Here is a 17141-nt window from a genome sequence, read left to right on the forward strand (position 1 = left end):
CTGTCCGGGGCGAGGTGGATATGCTGCCGAGTTGTTGTGCGGACCGTACTTCAAGGAGTAGAGCCGCCCGAAGGGGGGCGGGCCGGACCGGTCCGCCCGGAGCAAGGAGGCGTCGGGGCACATGGAGACGACGAGTCGGGCAGTCGCACAGGCGCCGGCCGCGGAGGGCGCACAGCACGTCCCCTCCGCCCGGCGCACGGTCGACGGCTACCTCGAGGCGCCCTTCCCCTGGTACGGCCTCGACGAGGCCTTCACGGGGCCGCGCTGGCTGATGCAGGTGGGGACGGCGGCCGACGGTGCCGTCGAGCACGGGTCCGTCGGACACGGCGACGAGCCCTCGGTGCGCCACGAGACGGCGGGCGAGGACCGGGGGAAGTTCGCGGTGGTCGTGACCGTCGCGGCGAACCCGTCCCGGCGCAGCGCGGACGGCACGGGCCTGCTGGAGGCCACGACCGTGTCGTCGGCGGCCTGGCTGGCGGGCGTGGGGCTGCTGTCCTACACCTGGCCCGGCCAGATGGACCACAGCCTGCGGGACGACTGGCTGGACCAGCAGACGGAGACGGCGTGGGAACTGGCCGACGACCTCGGCGGCCCGGAGTGGTCCACGCTCTCGCTGCCGGTGGACGGGGTGCCGACGCCGTTCCACTACCGCGAGTCCGAGTTCGGCTGGGTGCTCGCCGGATCCACGCAGGAGGGCGTACACGTGGGGGCGTACGGACGGGGCATGAGCGCGTACGGCCTCGGCTTCGCGATGATCAAGGACATCACGTCGTACGCCTGAGGGGCCGGACAGCGCGGGAAGACGCAGGAGAAGCGGGAAGAAGCGAAAAAGGGGCGCCGGTCGATCCCGGCGCCCCTTCGTCGGCCGCAGCGCGTGGCGGCTAGAACTTGTTCTTCGGGGTGATCCCCAACGACAGCCCCGACAGGCCGCGCTGGCGGCCGCCCAGCTTGCCCGCGATGCCGCGCAGGGCCGAGCCCGCCGGGCTGTCCGGGTCGGTCAGGACGACCGGCTTCCCCTCGTCGCCGCCCTCGCGCAGGCGGACGTCGATGGGGATGCTGCCGAGGACCGGGACCGTGGCGCCCGTGGTGCGGGTGAGGCCGTCGGCGACCGTCTGGCCGCCGCCCGTGCCGAAGACGTCGACCATCTCGCCGCAGTGCGGACAGGGCAGGCCCGACATGTTCTCGACCACGCCGACGATCTTCTGGTGGGTCTGCACGGCGATGGAACCGGCCCGCTCGGCCACCTCGGCCGCCGCCTGCTGGGGCGTCGTGACGACCAGGATCTCGGCGTTCGGGACGAGCTGCGCCACGGAGATCGCGATGTCGCCGGTGCCGGGCGGCAGGTCCAGGAGCAGCACGTCCAGGTCGCCCCAGTACACGTCCGCCAGGAACTGCTGGAGCGCGCGGTGCAGCATCGGGCCGCGCCAGACGACCGGCGCGTTGCCCGGGGTGAACATGCCGATCGAGATGACCTTCACGCCGTTCGCCGACGGCGGCATGATCATGTTCTCGACCTGGGTCGGGCGGCCGTCGGCGCCCAGCATCCGCGGCACCGAGTGGCCGTAGATGTCGGCGTCGACGACGCCCACCTTCAGGCCGTCGGCCGCCATGGCCGCCGCCAGGTTCACCGTGACCGAGGACTTGCCGACGCCGCCCTTGCCGGAGGCGACCGCGTAGACGCGGGTGAGGCTGCCGGGCTTGGCGAAGGGCACCTCGCGCTCGGTCTGGCCGCCGCGCAGGGCCGTCGCCAGCTCCTTGCGCTGCTCGTCGCTCATCACGTCGAGCGTGACGTCGACGCCGGTGACGCCCTCGACGCGGGAGACCGCCTCGGTCACGCGCCGGGTGATCGTGTCGCGCATGGGGCAGCCGGAGACCGTCAGGTACACGGTGACCGCGACCGCCCCGTCCGCACCGATCTCCACCGATTTGACCATCCCGAGTTCGGTGATGGGCCGGTTGATCTCGGGGTCGTTCACCGTCGCCAGTGCTTCGCGCACCGCGTCTTCGCTAGCCATAGGGACGATGGTACGGCGACCGGAGGGGCCTTAGGGATGCCCCTCAGCGGTCGTCTGCGTCACGTACGGCCGACCGTTCTGCCGGGAATACGGCACGTCCGTGACCGTCGCGCCGGTCCTCCAGCTCCTTCAGCAGGTCCTGCAGTTCCGAGCGCATCCAGTCGCGCGTCGCCACCTCGCCCAGTCCGATGCGCAGGGCGGCGATCTCGCGGGTGAGGTACTCGGTGTCCGCGATCGACCGCTCGTTCTGCTTGCGGTCCTGTTCGAGGTTGACCCGGTCGCGGTCGTCCTGCCGGTTCTGCGCGAGCAGGATGAGCGGCGCCGCGTAGGACGCCTGCAGGGACAGCATCAGCGTCAGGAAGATGAAAGGGTACTGGTCGAAGCGCAGGGCCTGCGGTGCGGACACGTTCCACACGACCCACAGGATGATCACCACCGTCATCCAGACGATGAACCGTCCCGTGCCCAGGAAGCGCGCGATGCGCTCCGAGAGCCGCCCGAACGCCTCGGGGTCCCACTCGGGCACCAGCCGCCGCCGCGGCGGACGCGGCTGGTCCAGCCGGGCCCGCGGCCGCGTGGTGGCGGTCGCCCCGGACGGCGCACGCTCGCGGCCGCCGGACGCCGTCGCGCGCCCCTCGCGCCCGCCCTCGCGCTCAGGCACCACGCGGACCACCCCCTTCGCCACGCCCGTCGGCGCGCTCCACGCCGACCCTCTCCTCCTCGGCTGCCGCGCCGGCGGCGTCAGCAGCGTCCCGCGCATCCGTGCCGTCCCCGGTGTCCGTGGCGTCCCCGGTGTCCGCGGGTTCCTCCTCCAGATGGAACTCCGTCTCCCGCCAGTCCTCCGGCAGCATGTGGTCCAGCACGTCGTCCACCGTCACCGCGCCCAGCAGCGAGCCCGCCTCGTCGACGACGGGCGCCGCGACCATGTCGTACGTCGCGAAGAACCCGGCGACGACGGGCAAGGCCGCGTCCGGGTCCAGCGGCTGGAGGTCGTCGTCGATGATCGAGCCGACCAGGGTGTACGGCGGGTCCCGCAGCAGCCGCTGGAAGTGCACGGTGCCGAGGTACTTGCCGGTCGGCGTCTCGTCGGGCGGCCTGCACACGTAGACCTGGGCGGCGAGCGCGGGGGACAGGTCGCGGTTGCGCACCCGTGCCAGGGCGTCGGCGACGGTGGCGTCCGGGCGCAGCACGATCGGCTCGGTCGTCATCAGACCGCCGGCCGTGTGCTCCTCGTACGACATCAGGCGCCGCATGTCGGCCGCGTCGTCGGGCTGCATCAGGCTCAGCAGCCGCTCCTTGTCGGCCTCCGGCAGCTCGGCGAGCAGGTCGGCCGCGTCGTCCGGGTCCATGGCCTCCAGGACGTCCGCCGCGCGCTCCTCCTTCAGCTTGCCGAGGATCTCGATCTGGTCGTCCTCCGGCAGCTCCTCCAGGACGTCGGCCAGCCGGTCGTCGTCGAGGGCCGCGGCGACCTCGGCGCGCCGCTTGGGGGACAGGTGGTGCAGGACGTTGGCCAGGTCGGCGGGGCGCAGCTGCTCGAAGGTGGCGAGCAGGTTCTCCGCGCCCTGTCCGTGCTCGTCCACGGAGAAGCCGGTGACGGCCGACCACTCCACGGTCAGCGTCTCGCCCTTGGCGCGGCGGAAGGCGCCGCCCTTGCGGCCCTTGCGCACGAACACCCGGTCGATCTCCCAGTCCCGGCGGGCGGGCAGTTGCTGCACCGACAGGTCGAGCACGGTGACCTCCTCGCCGGTGTCGGCGAGGGTCACGCGCCGGTCCAGCAGCTCGCCGAAGACCAGGCGTTCCGTGGGCCGTTGCTCGAAGCGGCGGACGTTGAGCACGCCGGTGGTGATGACCTGGCCGGACTCGATGCCGGTCACCCGGGTCATGGGCAGGAAGATCCGGCGGCGCGTGGCCAGTTCGACGACCAGCCCGAGCACCCTGGGCGGCCGGCGACCGACGCGCAGCATGACGACCAGGTCGCGCACCCGTCCCACCTGGTCGCCGGTCGGGTCGAAGACGGCGACACCGGAGAGGTGCGAGACGAAGATCCGGGGGGCGCCGGCTGCCATGACGATGCTTCCTTCGCTTGCCGGGGTGCGGGGGCGGGGTGGGGCGGTGGGGACGGGGGCCGGGTGCGGGAGGGGGTGAGGGGGCGGGTGCGGACGAGGGGGCCGTTATCCCAATTGCCCGTTCGTGCGGGCTTCAGGCTAGCCCGTCCCGATCGGATACGCCCTGGTGAGGGGTCCGGACGGACCGGCTCCGTCGGGGCCCCGCGACCCCGGTACGCTGCCGTACGCCGCTGAGGAGATCCCCATGGAAAGGCAGCTGCGTCTGTGACTGCGATGCGCCACGGCCGTACCCGTCGGACCGCACTGGGCGCCGTGTGCGTCCTGGTCGCGGCAGGCCCGCTGGTGACGGGGTGCAGCGAGGACCCGGACGCGGGCACCAACGGGGTCGGCAAGCTGCCGGCCGAGCGGATCCAGGCGAGGACCAAGGCGGCCGCCGGCTCGGCCGACGCGGTGCGGCTGGCGGGGACGGTGGTCACCAGCGGCCGCACGTACCGGCTCGACATGCGCCTGAAGTCCGGCGGCGGCACCGGCTCGGTCACCTCCCAGGGGGCCACCTTCCAGCTGCTGCGGATCGGCGAGCAGCTGTACCTGAAGGCCGACGCGGGCTTCTGGAAGCACGCGGACGGCAAGGGCGACGACCAGGGCACCGACGCGGCCGCCGCGGACAAGCTCGACGGCAAGTACGTGAAGGTGCCGACGGGTGACCCCTCGTACAAGAAGTTCAGCGGGTTCACGGACAAGGACGTCCTCCTCGACGGTCTGCTCACCCTGCACGGCACGCTGGCGAAGGACGGCCACCACGAGCAGGGCGGCGTGCGCACCATCCGCATCACGGGCGACAAGGGCTCCGGCGGCACCCTGGACGTGTCCCTGAAGGGCCTGCCGTACCCGCTGCGCCTGGTGCGCGCGGGCGGCGCGGGCACGCTGACCTTCTCGGCCTGGGGCGAGGACTTCGCGCTGGCGGAACCGGCCGAGGGCGAGACGGTGGACTACGGCCACCAACTGCCGACCTCCTGACCGGACCTCGGCCCGCGTGCCGCCCGCCCCGCGGGCAGGGGAGGGGCTACGTCCGCTTCCTGCGCCGCGCCAGCAGCCGTGGCAGCCCCGCCGGGGCCGGCCGGCGGGTCGTGGCCGGGGTGGGTGCCGGAACGGCGGCCAGGCTGTCCTCGGGCAGTGGCAGCGTGGTGCCCGTCGGCTCCAGGCGCAGGACGCGGCACTCCCGGGCCCAGCGTCCGGTCATCGCCTCGCCGTCGGGAGCGTTGAGCCGCTTCCCCTTGAGCTCGGCGACCGCAGCGTCCCAGGCCTCGCCGCCGGGTGCGAGCTGGACGACCCGCGCGGTCCAGGAGACCAGCCGGCCGCCCTTGTCCTTGCTGCGCACGGTCACCTCGGCCCGTCCGCCGTCGGCCAGCCCGGACAGCGGCTGCTCGCCGGGCCCGTCGCCGACCAGGCACGCCGCGCCCTCGTGCCACACGTGCCACAGCGCACGCGCGGCCGCGGCGCCCTCGGGCCGGACCCAGACGAGGCCGGACTTCTTGGTGGCCTCCTCGACGAGGGCCTGGTCGAGCAGCTCGTTGGTCATGGCCCCAGCCTATCCAGGCGGCCCTACAGCCAGCCGTTGCGCTTGAGGGTGCGGTGGATGCCCAGGCAGATGGCCACCGTGAAGGACATGATCACGGGGTAGCCGTAGCGCCAGTGCAGCTCGGGCATGTGCTCGAAGTTCATGCCGTAGACCCCGCACACCATCGTCGGTACGGCGATGATGGCGGCCCAGGACGTGATCTTGCGCATGTCCTCGTTCTGCGCGACGGACGCCTGCGCGAGGTTGGCCTGGAGGATGGAGTTCAGCAGCTCGTCGAAGCCGACGACCTGCTCCTGCACGCGCGCGAGGTGGTCGGCGACGTCGCGGAAGTACTTCTGGATGTCGGGGTCGACCAGCCGCATCGGCCGCTCGCTCAGCAGCTGCATGGGCCGCAGCAGCGGCGACACCGCGCGCTTGAACTCCAGGATCTCGCGCTTGAGTTGGTAGATGCGCCCGGCGTCGGTGCCGCGCGGGGTGCCCTTGCGGCCGGGTGAGAAGACGTCCGTCTCCACGGCGTCGATGTCGTCCTGGAGGGCGTCGGCGACCGCGATGTAGCCGTCGACCACGTGGTCGGCGATGGCGTGCAGCACGGCCGACGGGCCCTTGGCGAGCAGCTCGGGGTCGTCCTGGAGGCGGTGGCGCAGCGCGCGCAGGGAGCCCTGTCCGCCGTGCCGGACGGTGATGAAGAAGTCCCGCCCGGTGAAGCACATGACCTCGCCGGTCTCCACGACCTCGCTGGTGGCGGTGAGTTCGTCGTGCTCGACGTAGTGGACCGTCTTGAACACGGTGAACAGCGAGTCGTCGTAGCGCTCCAGCTTGGGCCGCTGGTGGGCCTGGACGGCGTCCTCGACGGCCAGCGGGTGCAGCCCGAACTCCGAGGCGATGCCCGCGAATTCGGCCTCCGTCGGCTCGTGCAGGCCGATCCAGACGAAGCCGCCGTCGCGCCGCACCCGGCGCATCGCGTCCTGCGGGGCCAGCGGGGCGTCGGTCTCGACGCGGGCGCCGTCGCGGTAGACCGCGCAGTCGACCACGGCCGACGGGGTCGCGGGGTCGCGCGTGGTGTCGTAGGTGCCGCCGTCCGGGCGTACGGCGCTCTTGCGCAGCGAGGGACGGGACGGGCGGACGACGGCGCGCAGGTCGCGGATCATCGACATGGGCAGGCTCCTTCGCATCGGGCGGCGAGGCCTTCCGCCGACGGGTGGAACTACCCGGAATGAGGACGTCCGTGCTGCGAATGTTTGGCACGTCCACAAAGCGGGGAGCACCGCTCCGTCGCGGTGAGGGGCTTCGCTGCTGGATTCGACTTCTGATGCAGATCAGACAGATCGGGTGAAACGAAACGAAGTGCTCTTCCGGGGAGATGCGCCAGGCACGCACACGCGAACGTGAGGGGTGGCAGCCAGCCAGAGCGAGATCGGCTATTCAGCGGGCGGAAGAGCGAGTGGTACTGCACGGTCGACTTCGATCCATGACAGCCCCACCTCCTCCGGCCGGTCCCTCGTAAGGGAGTTCCATCGGCGTCGGGGCTAGATCGCGACGCTTACACGTGCTGCCCCGAACCACCGGGCAAGAGTAGCAGTCGTCCGAAGTGTCAAGGCGCTGCTTTGCCCGGCACTGACGAGTTCTATGCTCGCCGCATGGCTGATGTTCTTCCTCTGGTCGAGGCCCGGTTGCGCACCGCGCTGGGCGAGCCGGACGCGCGCGCGGCGGTCACCTTCCTCGGCACCGACCGCATCGAGGTGCTCCGCTTCCACGAGGGGGACATCGTCCGGTACGCCACCCTCGGCATGTCCGCGCACCCCATGACGGACCCCACGGCGATGGTCGCCGACCCGGTCGCGGGCCCGCGCGCCGAGCTGGTCCTCTCGGTGCGCGCGGGCGCCGGCGCCGACACCGACAAGGTGCTCCGCCCGCTCGCCGTGCTCGGTGCGTCCCCGCAGGTCGAAGGTCTGGTCGTGGCTCCCGGTGCCTCCCTCGACGTGGGCGGGCCGCTGTGGCCCGGGGCTCCGTTCACCTCGGTGCTGGTGGCCGAGCCGGGCGGCCTGGTCGAGGACCTCGAACTCGACGCGCCGATGGACCCGGTGCGCTTCCTGCCCCTGCTGCCGATGACGCCGAACGAGGCCGCCTGGAAGCGCGTGCACGGCGCCCAGGCCCTCCAGGAGCGCTGGCTGACGAACGGGACGGACCTGCGGGATCCCTCCCGCAGGTCCGTCCCGCTGGACTGAACGGTTCCGCGCCCACCGGGTGAGCAAGCTCACCAACCGGGGCCCGCGAGGCGTCAGTTGGCGAAGACGGCCACCCCGTCCTCGCTCGCGTGCCGCGGCTCGAGCTCCTCGGCCCGGTGGGTGAGGGCCCGGCGCCGTACGACGACCACCAGGGCGCCGAGGACGGCCGTGACCGCCGCCACCACGAACGGCATGCGCAGGTCGGTCCACTCCTCGATCTTCGGCGCGAGGTAGGGCGCGGCGGCCGCCGCGAACCAGCGCACGAAGTTGTAGCCCGCGCTCGCCACCGGGCGCGGCGCGTCCGACACGCCGAGCGCCAGCTCGGTGTACACGGTGTTGTTCACGCCGATGAAGGCACCGGACAGGATCGTGCACACCACGGCCGTGGTGTGGTCGCCGAGGCCGAGGGCCAGCACGTCGGCCGCGAGCAGCACCAGCGAGCCGCCGAGCACCTTCAGCGAGCCGAACCGCTTCTGCAGGCGCGGCGCGACGAGCACCGAGAACACGGCGAGCAGCACGCCCCAGGCGAAGAACACGGCACCCGACTTGTACGGGGTCATGTTCAGCACGAACGGGGTGAAGGCCAGCACGGTGAAGAACGTGTAGTTGTAGAAGAACGCCGAGACGGCCGCCGAGGCCAGGCCGCCGTGGCCGAGCGCCTTGAGCGGGTCGAGCAGCGAGGTCTTCCGAGCCGGCTTGGGCTGCTCCTTCAGGAACACCGCGATGCACAGGAACCCGACCGCCATGAGGAAGGCGGTGCCGAAGAACGGGTAGCGCCAGCTGGCGTCGCCGAGCAGTGCGCCGAGCAGCGGTCCGCAGGCCATGCCGAGCCCGAGGGCGGACTCGTAGAGCAGGATCGCCGCCGCGCTGCCGCCGGCCGCCGCGCCGACGATGACCGCGAGGGCCGTCGACACGAAGAGGGCGTTGCCGAGCCCCCATCCCGCGCGGTAGCCGACGAGCTGGCCGACCGTGTCGGAGGTGCCGGCCAGGCCGGCGAACACCACGACGAGGGCGAGGCCCAGCAGCAGGGTCTTGCGCCCGCCGATGCGGCTGGAGACGAAGCCGGTGACCAGCATCGCGATCGCGGTGATCAGGAAGTAGGAGGTGAACAGCAGGGAGACCTGGCTGGGCGTGGCGCGCAGGCCCTGGGCGATGGACGGCAGGATCGGGTCGACGAGCCCGATGCCCATGAAGGCGACGACCGACGCGCCGGCCGTGGCCCACACCGCCTTGGGCTGGCGCAGGATGCCGCCGGCTCCGGCGTCGAAGGGGTCCGAGGTCCCGGTACCTCCTGTGGACATGGTTGCTCCCGTCCGGTTGCGACAGATGGTTGGTGTTTACACATAGTACGTTAGCCATGCTAATTAATGCAAGATGCATCTAGTTTAGGCTGGTGGCGGGCCGTCCGGACGGGTGATCGTCCTTGACGCGGGCGGGTCCGGGTAGGACCGTGGGGGCCTATGAGGGGCGAACCCAGTTGCCCGAAGTGTGGTGGCCGGGTCAGGGCTCCCGGCCTCTTCTCCGACTCCTGGCAGTGCGACGCGCACGGGACGGTGCATCCGCTGCAGCCCGTGATACCGCCCAGTGTCGAGGCCCTCGGCGTGGTCGTGGCCCGGACCCGGGTGCCGGTGTGGATGCCCTGGCCACTGCCGGTCGGCTGGCTGTTCACGGGCGTGGCCTACGCCGGTGACGACCGCAGCGGGGGCCGCGCGACCGCCGTCGCCTGCTCGGGCCCGGGACCGCTCGGCGGCATGGGCGAACTCATCCTGGTCGCCGAGGAACTCGGCGTCGGCCTCGGCGCGCACTACGCCGGCATGGACGGCCCGGACCCCGGCCCCCACCTGGACGTCGAGAAGCCTCCCCAGGCCAAGGTGCTGGCCGCCGGCCGGCCCACCCCGCTGTGGCACGTCTCCGACGGCCCGGCCGACCGCGCGGTCTTCGCGGGCGAGGCCCGCGGGCTGTGGCTGTGGGCGGTGGTCTGGCCCGAGCAGTCGGGGCTGCTCATGTACGACGAGCTGGTGCTGACGGACCTGCGGGACGCGGGGGCGGAGGTGGAGTTGGTGCCCTGCGGAGCGTTGTCGCCGCGCTTGCTGGAGCCGTGAGGTGGGTGGGGTGGGGGTGCGTGGTGGGCGTGCGGTGGGGTGTGGTGGGTGTTGCGCCTGAGGGGTGGGGTGGTGTGGGGGTGTCGGCGACTGCGGGGCGGTGGGGGGTGCTCGCGCAGTTCCCCGCGTCCCTCAGGTGGGGAAGCTGGGGCGGAGTGTGGGGGTTCGCCGCGCTCCCTGAGGTGGGGCGGCTGGGTCGGAGGTTGTAGGGGGCGCCGGGGCTGTGCGGGTGTGACATGAGGGGGTCTGTGGGCGGTTATCCTTGAGCGGCCCCTTCCGTTCGTGACCGCCTGGAGTTCGTGTCGTGCGTATCGACCTGCACTGCCACTCCACCGCGTCCGACGGTACGGACACCCCGGCCGAGCTGGTGCGCCACGCGTCCGCGGCCGGTCTGGACGTCGTCGCGCTGACCGACCACGACACCACCCGCGGGCACGCCGAGGCGGTCGCCGCGCTGCCCGCCGGGCTCACCCTGGTCACCGGCGCCGAGCTGTCCTGCCGACTGGACGGCGTCTCGATGCACATGCTGGCCTACCTCTTCGACCCCGAGGAGCCCGCCCTGCTCGCCGAGCGCGAGCTGGTGCGCGACGACCGGGTGCCGCGCGCCCAGGGCATGGTGGCCAGGCTCAACGAGCTCGGCGTGCCGGTCACCTGGGAGCAGGTCGCCCGGATCGCCGGCGACGGCTCCGTGGGCCGCCCGCACGTGGCGTCCGCGCTCGTCGAGCTGGGCGTCGTCCCGACCGTCGGCGACGCCTTCACCGAAGAGTGGCTGGCCGACGGCGGACGGGCCTACGTGGCCAAGCACGAGACCGACCCGTTCGAGGCGATCCGCCTGGTCAAGGGCGCGGGCGGGGTCACCGTGTTCGCCCACCCCGGCGCCGACAAGCGGGGCCGGACGGTGCCGGAGTCCGCGATCGCCGAGCTGGCCGCGGCCGGCCTGGACGGCATCGAGGTCGACCACCTGGACCACGACGCCGACACCCGCGCCCGCCTGCGCGGACTCGCCGCGGACCTGGGGCTGCTGGTCACCGGCTCCTCGGACTACCACGGCAGCCGCAAGACCGTCGCGCTCGGCGAGTACACCACCGACCCCGAGGTGTACGGCGAGATCACCCGCCGCGCCACGGGCGCGTTCCCCGTCCCGGGCGCGGGCGGAATCTGAGCCGAACGGGAGCCCTTCCGGCCCTCCCACCCGCCCTCTCCTGTTTCCCCTCCCTCCCCGCTTCCCCGTACCCGGCGCCGCCGGGCGTGCCCGCACGTCCTCCCGGCTCCCGGGCGGGCGGCTCCGTTCCGCAAGGCACCTCAATGTTCGACGTCGCCGTCTTCGGCTCCCTGTTCCTGACCCTCTTCGTCATCATGGACCCCCCGGGGATCACCCCGATCTTCCTCGCCCTGACCGCCGGGCGCCCCGGCCGGACGCAGAAGCGGATGGCCCTGCAGGCCGTCTGCGTGGCGGGCGGTGTCATCACCGTCTTCGGGCTGCTCGGCCACCAGATCCTGGACTACCTGCACGTCTCCGTGCCCGCCCTGATGATCGCGGGCGGACTGCTGCTCCTGCTGATCGCGCTGGACCTGCTGACCGGCAAGACCGACGAGCCCAAGCAGACCAAGGACGTCAACGTGGCGCTCGTCCCGCTGGGCATGCCGCTGCTGGCCGGGCCCGGCGCGATCGTCTCGGTGATCCTCGCCGTGCAGAAGGCGGACTCCGTCACCACCCAGGTCTCGGTGTGGTCGGCGATCCTCGCCATCCACGTCGTGCTGTGGCTGGTAATGCGCTACTCGCTGCTGATCATCCGCGTCATCAAGGACGGCGGGGTCGTCCTGGTGACCCGGCTCGCGGGCATGATGCTGTCCGCCATCGCCGTGCAGCAGATCATTAACGGCATCACCCAGGTGGTCCGGGGCGGCTGAGCGGGCGCGGGAAGAAACGTCCCGTAACGCGCAGAGCCCCGCACGGCACGCTGCCGTACGGGGCTCCGAAGCCTGTCGTAAATCGATCCGCGTTACGAGGCCGGGGTGTCGGCCGGGCGGATCCACAGGCGCTGCCCGATGGCGGCGGCCTGCTGAACGATCCGGTTGACGGAGGCGGCGTCCACGACGGTGCTGTCCACGGTCGTACCGTTGACGTCGTCGAGTCGCATGATTTCGAAGCGCATGGGCTTCTCCCTTCGTCTGGTCATCCTCCTGAGGAGAACTACTGGTGGGGTGCAGGGCGCGTCCGTGCTCCCTGTTCCATGAGAGTCAACCTGTCCCGCGTTACAAACATTCCCTACGCTAAATAAATTTTTCGAACGACTAATTACTGACGAGTAAGAGGGTTGCCCCCGACTGTTCGGGACCGGTTGTGTCCGCAGCGTGACCGCCGGGACAATGGGCGTGATGAACGACGACCTCGCGGCCCTCGCCGCCCGCATCGACCGCACGAACGAGCTGCTGACCCGCATGCTCGCCGAGGTCGCGAAGACACCCTCGACCCATGCGATCTTCGTCGACGCGGGGTACCTCTACGCGGCCGCGGGCCGGCTCGTGGCCGGCACCGAGGACCGGCGCGCCTTCGACCTCGACGCCGAGGGCCTGATCGAGGCGTTCATCGACCGGGCCCGCTCGGTCTTCGCGGACAGCAGGCTGCTGCGCGTGTACTGGTACGACGGCGCCCGCCGCCGCATCCACACGGCCGAGCAGCAGACCATCGCGGAGCTGCCCGACGTCAAGGTCCGCCTCGGCAACCTCAACGCCAACAACCAGCAGAAGGGCGTCGACTCCCTGATCCGCAGCGACCTGGAGTCACTGGCCCGCCACCGCGCCATCAGCGACGCGGCCCTGCTCGGCGGCGACGAGGACCTGGTCTCGGCGGTGGAGGCGGCCCAGGGGTACGGCGCCCGCGTGCACCTGTGGGGCGTCGAGGCGCCCGACGGCCGCAACCAGGCCGAGCCGCTGCTCTGGGAGGTCGACAGCCAGCGCACCCTCGACCTGGAGTTCTTCAAGCCGTACGTCGCCCGCCGCACCTCCGCCGTCCACGAGGGCCCGCCGACCGCCCGGCCCACGCGTGACGACGTGCGCTTCGTCGGCGCCCAGATCGCCGCGAAGTGGCTGTCCGCGCGGGGCCGCGACTCGCTGGGCGAGCTCCTGCCCGGGCACCCCTACCTGCCCGGCTCCGTCGACCAGGACCTCCTCGTCGAGGCCGAGGGCCTGCTGCAGTACTCGCTGCGCGGCCAGGCCGACCTCCGGCGCGCGCTGCGCGACGGCTTCTGGGAGCACTTGCGGACGCAGTACTAGGGCTGGGGCCGGGACGGGTGGGCGTCCCAGAAGTCGGCGAGGGCCTGGGCCGTGGCCGCGGGGCGGTCGGCGTTGGGGGAGTGCTCGGCGCCCGGGATCACCGTGCGGTGCGCCCCCAGTCGCTGCGCCATCTCGTCCAGCAGGGGCACCGGCCAGGTGTCGTCACGGGCGCCCGACAGGACGTGGAAGGGCAGCGCGACGGCCGCGAGTTCGGCCACGCGGTCCGGCTCGACGCACAACTGGGTCCCGGCGGCGAGCAGTTGGGTCGGCTTGTGGTTGAGCCAGCGCCGCCGCAGCAGCTCCGGACCGCCGAACCCCCTGGCCGGGCCGCCGACTTCCTCCGGCGGACCCATCAGGGCGATCACCTGCCACACCTCGGCCATCGTCATCACCGCGAGCGCGTCGTGCAGCAGCTTCACGCGCTGCTGCTGGGACTCGGAGATCCGCGCCGGACCCGACGACATCATCGTGAACGACACGAAGGGCGTGCGGTCCAGCAGCACCGCGGCCCGCGCGACCTGCCCGCCCAGCGAGTGCCCCATCAGGTGCACGGGGGTGCCGAGGGCGTTCGCCTGCGCCAGTAGGTCCCGCGCCAACTCCTCCTGCGCGTACGGCGCTTCGTCGTCCGCCGGCCCCTCCGACTCGTTCTGACCGCGTCCGTCCACCGCGACCGTCCGGTAGCCGCGGGCGGCCAGCGGCTCGTGCAGCAGGTGGAAGTCCTCCTTGCTGCCGGTGAACCCGGGCACCAGGAGCGCCACGCCCCTCGGCTCGACCCCGGCGGCCACGGGCGCGTCGACGACGGCGAACTCACCGCGTGCGGTGCGCAGTGCGTACGCACGGGCTCCGGGCGGCGGGACGAAGGGGCTCGGCGTGGTCACGGAGGGAGGCTACCGCCTGGGCCGGTCCGCGGCCCGTGGTGGTCCGCGCACGCCGACGGCCCGGCCCCGTGGGTACGGGACCGGGCCGTCAGGCGCGCTGTGCGGGGTGCGGTCAGCTGTCCGTGGGCTCGATGGCCTCCACGGCCGCCGTCGCCTTCCGGGTGCGCCGGGCCTTCGGCTTCACCTCGCCACCGTCACCGGGGACCTCGGCGGCTGCCGCGGTCTTCCGGGTCCGGCGCGGCTTGGCCTCGACGGCTGCCTCGGTGGCCTCGGCGGCTTGCGCGGCCTCGGTCGCCTTGGCGGCGGCGGTCTTGCGGGTGCGGCGCGGCTTGGCCTCGGGGGCTGCCTCGGTGGCCTCGACCGCGGCCTCGGCGGCCTTGGCGGCGGCCGTCTTGCGCGTCCGGCGGGGCTTGGCCTCGACGGCAGCCTCGGCACCCTCCGCCGTGGCCACGGCGGCCTCGGCCTTGGGCGCCGCGGCCTTGCGGGTGCGGCGGGGCTTGGCCTCGACGGGGGCCTCGACCGGGGCCTCGGCGGTGGCGCTCGCCTCGACGGCGGACGCGACGGCCTCGGTGACCTCGGCGGCCGGGGCGGCCTTGCGCGTCGCACGACGGCGCGGCTTTGCCTCGGTGGCCTCGGCGGTGTCCACCGCGGCCTCGGAGGCCTGGGTGGCCTCGGCCTTGGGCGCCGCTGCCTTGCGGGTGCGGCGGGGCTTGGCCTCGACGGGAGCCTCGACCGGGGCCTCGGCGGCCTGCGCCGTGTCGACGGCCTCGGCGGCGGCTTCCGCGGCCTTGGCGGCGGCTGTCTTGCGGGTGCGGCGCGGCTTGGTGACCGTCGCGGCCTCGGCGACCTCGGCGGCGGGCTGCGCCGACGTGGCGACGGCCTGCGTCGCCCCGGCCGTCGGCTCGGCGGCCACGGCCGCCTTGCGGGTGCGGCGGCGCGGCGCGGCCTCCGTGACCTCGGCCGGTGCGGCGGCGGTCTCGGTGCCGACCGGGGCGGCCGGCTCGGGGACCGTCACGGTGCCGGTCTCGACGGCCGTCGGCGTGGCCTCCGCCGTCCGTCGGGTACGGCGGCGGCGCGGCTTGTCCGTCTCCGGGGACTGCGCCTCGGGGGACGCGGCGGGCGCCGGGATGTCGAGCGCCGGGCGCTCCGCCGTCGCCACCGCGGCCTGGGCGGCCTCGGGGGCGGCAGCGGTCGTGACGGCGGGGGCCTCCGCCGAGGAGCCGTTGCGGGTGCGGCGCCGACGGCGCGGGGTGCGGGAACCGGCGGCCTCGTCGGCCGCGGGCGCCTGCTCCGGGGCCTCGGGAGCCGTGCCGGCGGGCGCCAGGGTGGCGTCCAGCGGCGTACCGCTGCGCGTGCGGCGACGGCGGCGCGGCGTGCGCTCCGACCGGTCCGTGCGCTCCGATCCGTCCGTGCGCTCCGACCGGTCCGAGCGGTCGGAGCGGTCCGTGCGCTCGCGGCCGGCGGAACGGGACTCGTCCCGGCCACCGGGCCGGCCGCCCCGGCCACCGCGACCGCGCGGTCCGCGGCCGCCCGGCTCGCCCAGGTCCTCCAGCTCCTCGGCGTCCAGCCCGGCGCGCGTGCGCTCCGCGCGCGGCAGGACGCCCTTGGTGCCCTCGGGGATGCCGAGGTCGGAGAAGAGGTGCGGGGAGCTCGAGTACGTCTCCACCGGGTCCGGGAAGTTCAGCTCCAGCGCCTTGTTGATCAGCTGCCAGCGCGGGATGTCGTCCCAGTCGACGAACGTGATCGCCGTGCCCTTGGCGCCCGCGCGGCCGGTGCGGCCGACGCGGTGCAGGTACGTCTTCTCGTCCTCGGGGGACTGGTAGTTGATGACGTGGGTGACGCCCTCGACGTCGATGCCGCGCGCGGCGACGTCGGTGCAGACGAGGACGTCCACCTTGCCGTTGCGGAAGGCACGCAGCGCCTGCTCGCGGGCGCCCTGGCCGAGGTCGCCGTGGACCGCGCCGGAGGCGAAGCCGCGGCGCTGGAGCTGCTCGGCGATGTCGGCGGCCGTGCGCTTGGTGCGGCAGAAGATCATCGCCAGCCCGCGGTCCTCGGACTGCAGGATGCGGGCGATCATCTCCGGCTTGTCCATGTTGTGGGCGCGGTAGACGAACTGCTTGATGTTCGCGACCGTCGCGCCCTCGTCGTCCGGCGCCGTGGCGCGGATGTGCGTGGGCCGCGACATGTAGCGGCGCGCGAGGCCGATGACCGCACCCGGCATGGTCGCCGAGAACAGCATGGTCTGGCGCTTGACCGGCAGCATGCCGATGATCTTCTCGACGTCGGGCAGGAAGCCCAGGTCGAGCATCTCGTCGGCCTCGTCCAGGACGAGCGACTTGACGTGCTTGAGGTCCAGCTTCTTCTGGCCCGCGAGGTCCAGCAGCCGGCCCGGGGTGCCGACGACGACGTCAACGCCCTTCTTCAGGGCCTCGACCTGGGGCTCGTACGCCCGGCCGCCGTAGATCGCGGTGACCCGGACGTTGCGCACCTTGCCCGCGGTCAGCAGGTCGTTGGTGACCTGCGTGCACAGCTCGCGGGTGGGGACGACGACGAGCGCCTGCGGGGCGTCGGTGAGGTCCTCGGGGCGGGCGCGTCCGGCCTCGACGTCGGCGGGGACGGTCACGCGCTCCAGCAGCGGCAGGCCGAAGCCCAGCGTCTTGCCGGTGCCGGTCTTGGCCTGGCCGATGACGTCCGTGCCCGAGAGGGCCACGGGGAGCGTCATCTCCTGGATGGGGAAGGGGGTGATGATGCCGACGGCTTCGAGGGCCTCGGCGGTCTCGGGGAGGATTCCGAGATCTCTGAACGTGGTAGTCAGGGTGCTGCCTCTTCTGTGTACGCGGTGCGAGGCGAGCGCGGGGGTCGTTGACGGACCGTGCCGGGGGACGTCGGCTGCCCTACGGGCGGGCCGCGAGGGGCACGCCGTACGGATCGGGACCACTGCCGACGCTCTAGCGCTCGTACCGCTGAGGTTCCCTCCGATCGTCGTACGCACAGTGCCGT

At 72.9% G+C, this 17141-nt stretch carries 16 protein-coding genes; 7 read left to right on the top strand and 9 right to left on the bottom strand.

Features of this window, described 5'->3' with window-relative positions; all coding sequences use genetic code 11:
• The first annotated feature begins 121 nt into the window (after window positions 1–121).
• Window positions 122–781 carry a hypothetical protein gene (locus tag E4U91_RS22685; protein ID WP_137308539.1) on the top strand — a complete coding sequence of 220 codons (660 nt, stop codon included), beginning with the start codon at window positions 122–124 and terminating at the stop codon, window positions 779–781.
• Between the two features lie 100 nt (window positions 782–881).
• On the opposite strand, the gene E4U91_RS22690 is transcribed toward E4U91_RS22685, so the two are convergent.
• The 3 genes from E4U91_RS22690 to E4U91_RS22700 are packed head-to-tail and all read right to left on the bottom strand — an operon-like array spanning window position 882 to window position 4081.
• Window positions 882–2015, bottom strand: coding sequence for an Mrp/NBP35 family ATP-binding protein (locus tag E4U91_RS22690; protein ID WP_137308540.1), 1134 nt, complete (start codon window positions 2013–2015; stop codon window positions 882–884).
• 43 nt (window positions 2016–2058) lie between these two features.
• Window positions 2059–2679, bottom strand: coding sequence for a DUF1003 domain-containing protein (locus tag E4U91_RS22695; protein WP_404765901.1), 621 nt, complete (start codon window positions 2677–2679; stop codon window positions 2059–2061).
• On the bottom strand, window positions 2669–4081 hold the full coding sequence (locus E4U91_RS22700) for a magnesium transporter MgtE N-terminal domain-containing protein (protein ID WP_137308542.1): 1413 nt from the start codon (window positions 4079–4081) through the stop codon (window positions 2669–2671). Before E4U91_RS22700 ends, E4U91_RS22695 begins: the two co-directional genes overlap by 11 nt.
• 273 nt (window positions 4082–4354) lie before the next feature.
• On the opposite strand from E4U91_RS22700, the gene E4U91_RS22705 reads away from it, so the two are divergent.
• Complete coding sequence (locus tag E4U91_RS22705) at window positions 4355–5098, top strand: hypothetical protein (protein ID WP_137310961.1); 744 nt, start codon at window positions 4355–4357, stop codon at window positions 5096–5098.
• Between the two features lie 46 nt (window positions 5099–5144).
• Here the strand turns inward: E4U91_RS22705 and E4U91_RS22710 are convergent, their stop codons facing one another.
• Both E4U91_RS22710 and E4U91_RS22715 read right to left on the bottom strand, forming a co-directional pair.
• Window positions 5145–5660 (bottom strand): hypothetical protein, encoded by a 516-nt coding sequence (locus E4U91_RS22710; protein WP_137308543.1) that lies wholly within the window; start codon window positions 5658–5660, stop codon window positions 5145–5147.
• A gap of 23 nt (window positions 5661–5683) precedes the next feature.
• On the bottom strand, window positions 5684–6814 hold the full coding sequence (locus E4U91_RS22715) for a magnesium and cobalt transport protein CorA (protein WP_137308544.1): 1131 nt from the start codon (window positions 6812–6814) through the stop codon (window positions 5684–5686).
• Window positions 6815–7297: 483 nt separating this feature from the next.
• On the opposite strand from E4U91_RS22715, the gene E4U91_RS22720 reads away from it, so the two are divergent.
• Window positions 7298–7885 (top strand): suppressor of fused domain protein, encoded by a 588-nt coding sequence (locus E4U91_RS22720; protein WP_137308545.1) that lies wholly within the window; start codon window positions 7298–7300, stop codon window positions 7883–7885.
• Between the two features lie 53 nt (window positions 7886–7938).
• Here the strand turns inward: E4U91_RS22720 and E4U91_RS22725 are convergent, their stop codons facing one another.
• Entirely contained in the window at window positions 7939–9186 is a 1248-nt protein-coding gene (locus tag E4U91_RS22725) for an MFS transporter (RefSeq protein WP_137308546.1), read from the bottom strand.
• A gap of 159 nt (window positions 9187–9345) precedes the next feature.
• Here E4U91_RS22725 and E4U91_RS22730 point away from each other — a divergent pair, with 159 nt between their 5' ends.
• From E4U91_RS22730 to E4U91_RS22740, 3 genes are all read left to right on the top strand, one after another.
• Entirely contained in the window at window positions 9346–9987 is a 642-nt protein-coding gene (locus E4U91_RS22730) for a DUF6758 family protein (RefSeq protein WP_137308547.1), read from the top strand.
• A gap of 304 nt (window positions 9988–10291) precedes the next feature.
• Entirely contained in the window at window positions 10292–11149 is an 858-nt protein-coding gene (locus E4U91_RS22735) for a PHP domain-containing protein (protein ID WP_137308548.1), read from the top strand.
• 143 nt (window positions 11150–11292) lie between these two features.
• Complete coding sequence (locus E4U91_RS22740; protein WP_067236738.1) at window positions 11293–11898, top strand: MarC family protein; 606 nt, start codon at window positions 11293–11295, stop codon at window positions 11896–11898.
• 92 nt (window positions 11899–11990) lie between these two features.
• On the opposite strand, the gene E4U91_RS38140 is transcribed toward E4U91_RS22740, so the two are convergent.
• Window positions 11991–12143, bottom strand: a complete 153-nt coding sequence (locus E4U91_RS38140) for a hypothetical protein (RefSeq protein WP_168218146.1) — start codon at window positions 12141–12143, stop codon at window positions 11991–11993.
• Between the two features lie 223 nt (window positions 12144–12366).
• Here E4U91_RS38140 and E4U91_RS22745 point away from each other — a divergent pair, with 223 nt between their 5' ends.
• Window positions 12367–13263, top strand: coding sequence for an NYN domain-containing protein (locus E4U91_RS22745; RefSeq protein ID WP_137308549.1), 897 nt, complete (start codon window positions 12367–12369; stop codon window positions 13261–13263).
• On the opposite strand, the gene E4U91_RS22750 is transcribed toward E4U91_RS22745, so the two are convergent.
• Both E4U91_RS22750 and E4U91_RS22755 read right to left on the bottom strand, forming a co-directional pair.
• Window positions 13260–14141 (bottom strand): alpha/beta fold hydrolase, encoded by an 882-nt coding sequence (locus E4U91_RS22750; protein ID WP_137308550.1) that lies wholly within the window; start codon window positions 14139–14141, stop codon window positions 13260–13262. The two genes, E4U91_RS22745 and E4U91_RS22750, sit on opposite strands and share 4 nt — an antisense overlap.
• 112 nt (window positions 14142–14253) lie before the next feature.
• Complete coding sequence (locus tag E4U91_RS22755) at window positions 14254–16863, bottom strand: DEAD/DEAH box helicase (RefSeq protein WP_241678664.1); 2610 nt, start codon at window positions 16861–16863, stop codon at window positions 14254–14256.
• Window positions 16864–17141: the final 278 nt, after the last annotated feature.

Source organism: Streptomyces lasalocidi (genome assembly GCF_005280215.1).
Taxonomy (GTDB): Bacteria; Actinomycetota; Actinomycetes; order Streptomycetales; family Streptomycetaceae; genus Streptomyces; species Streptomyces longwoodensis.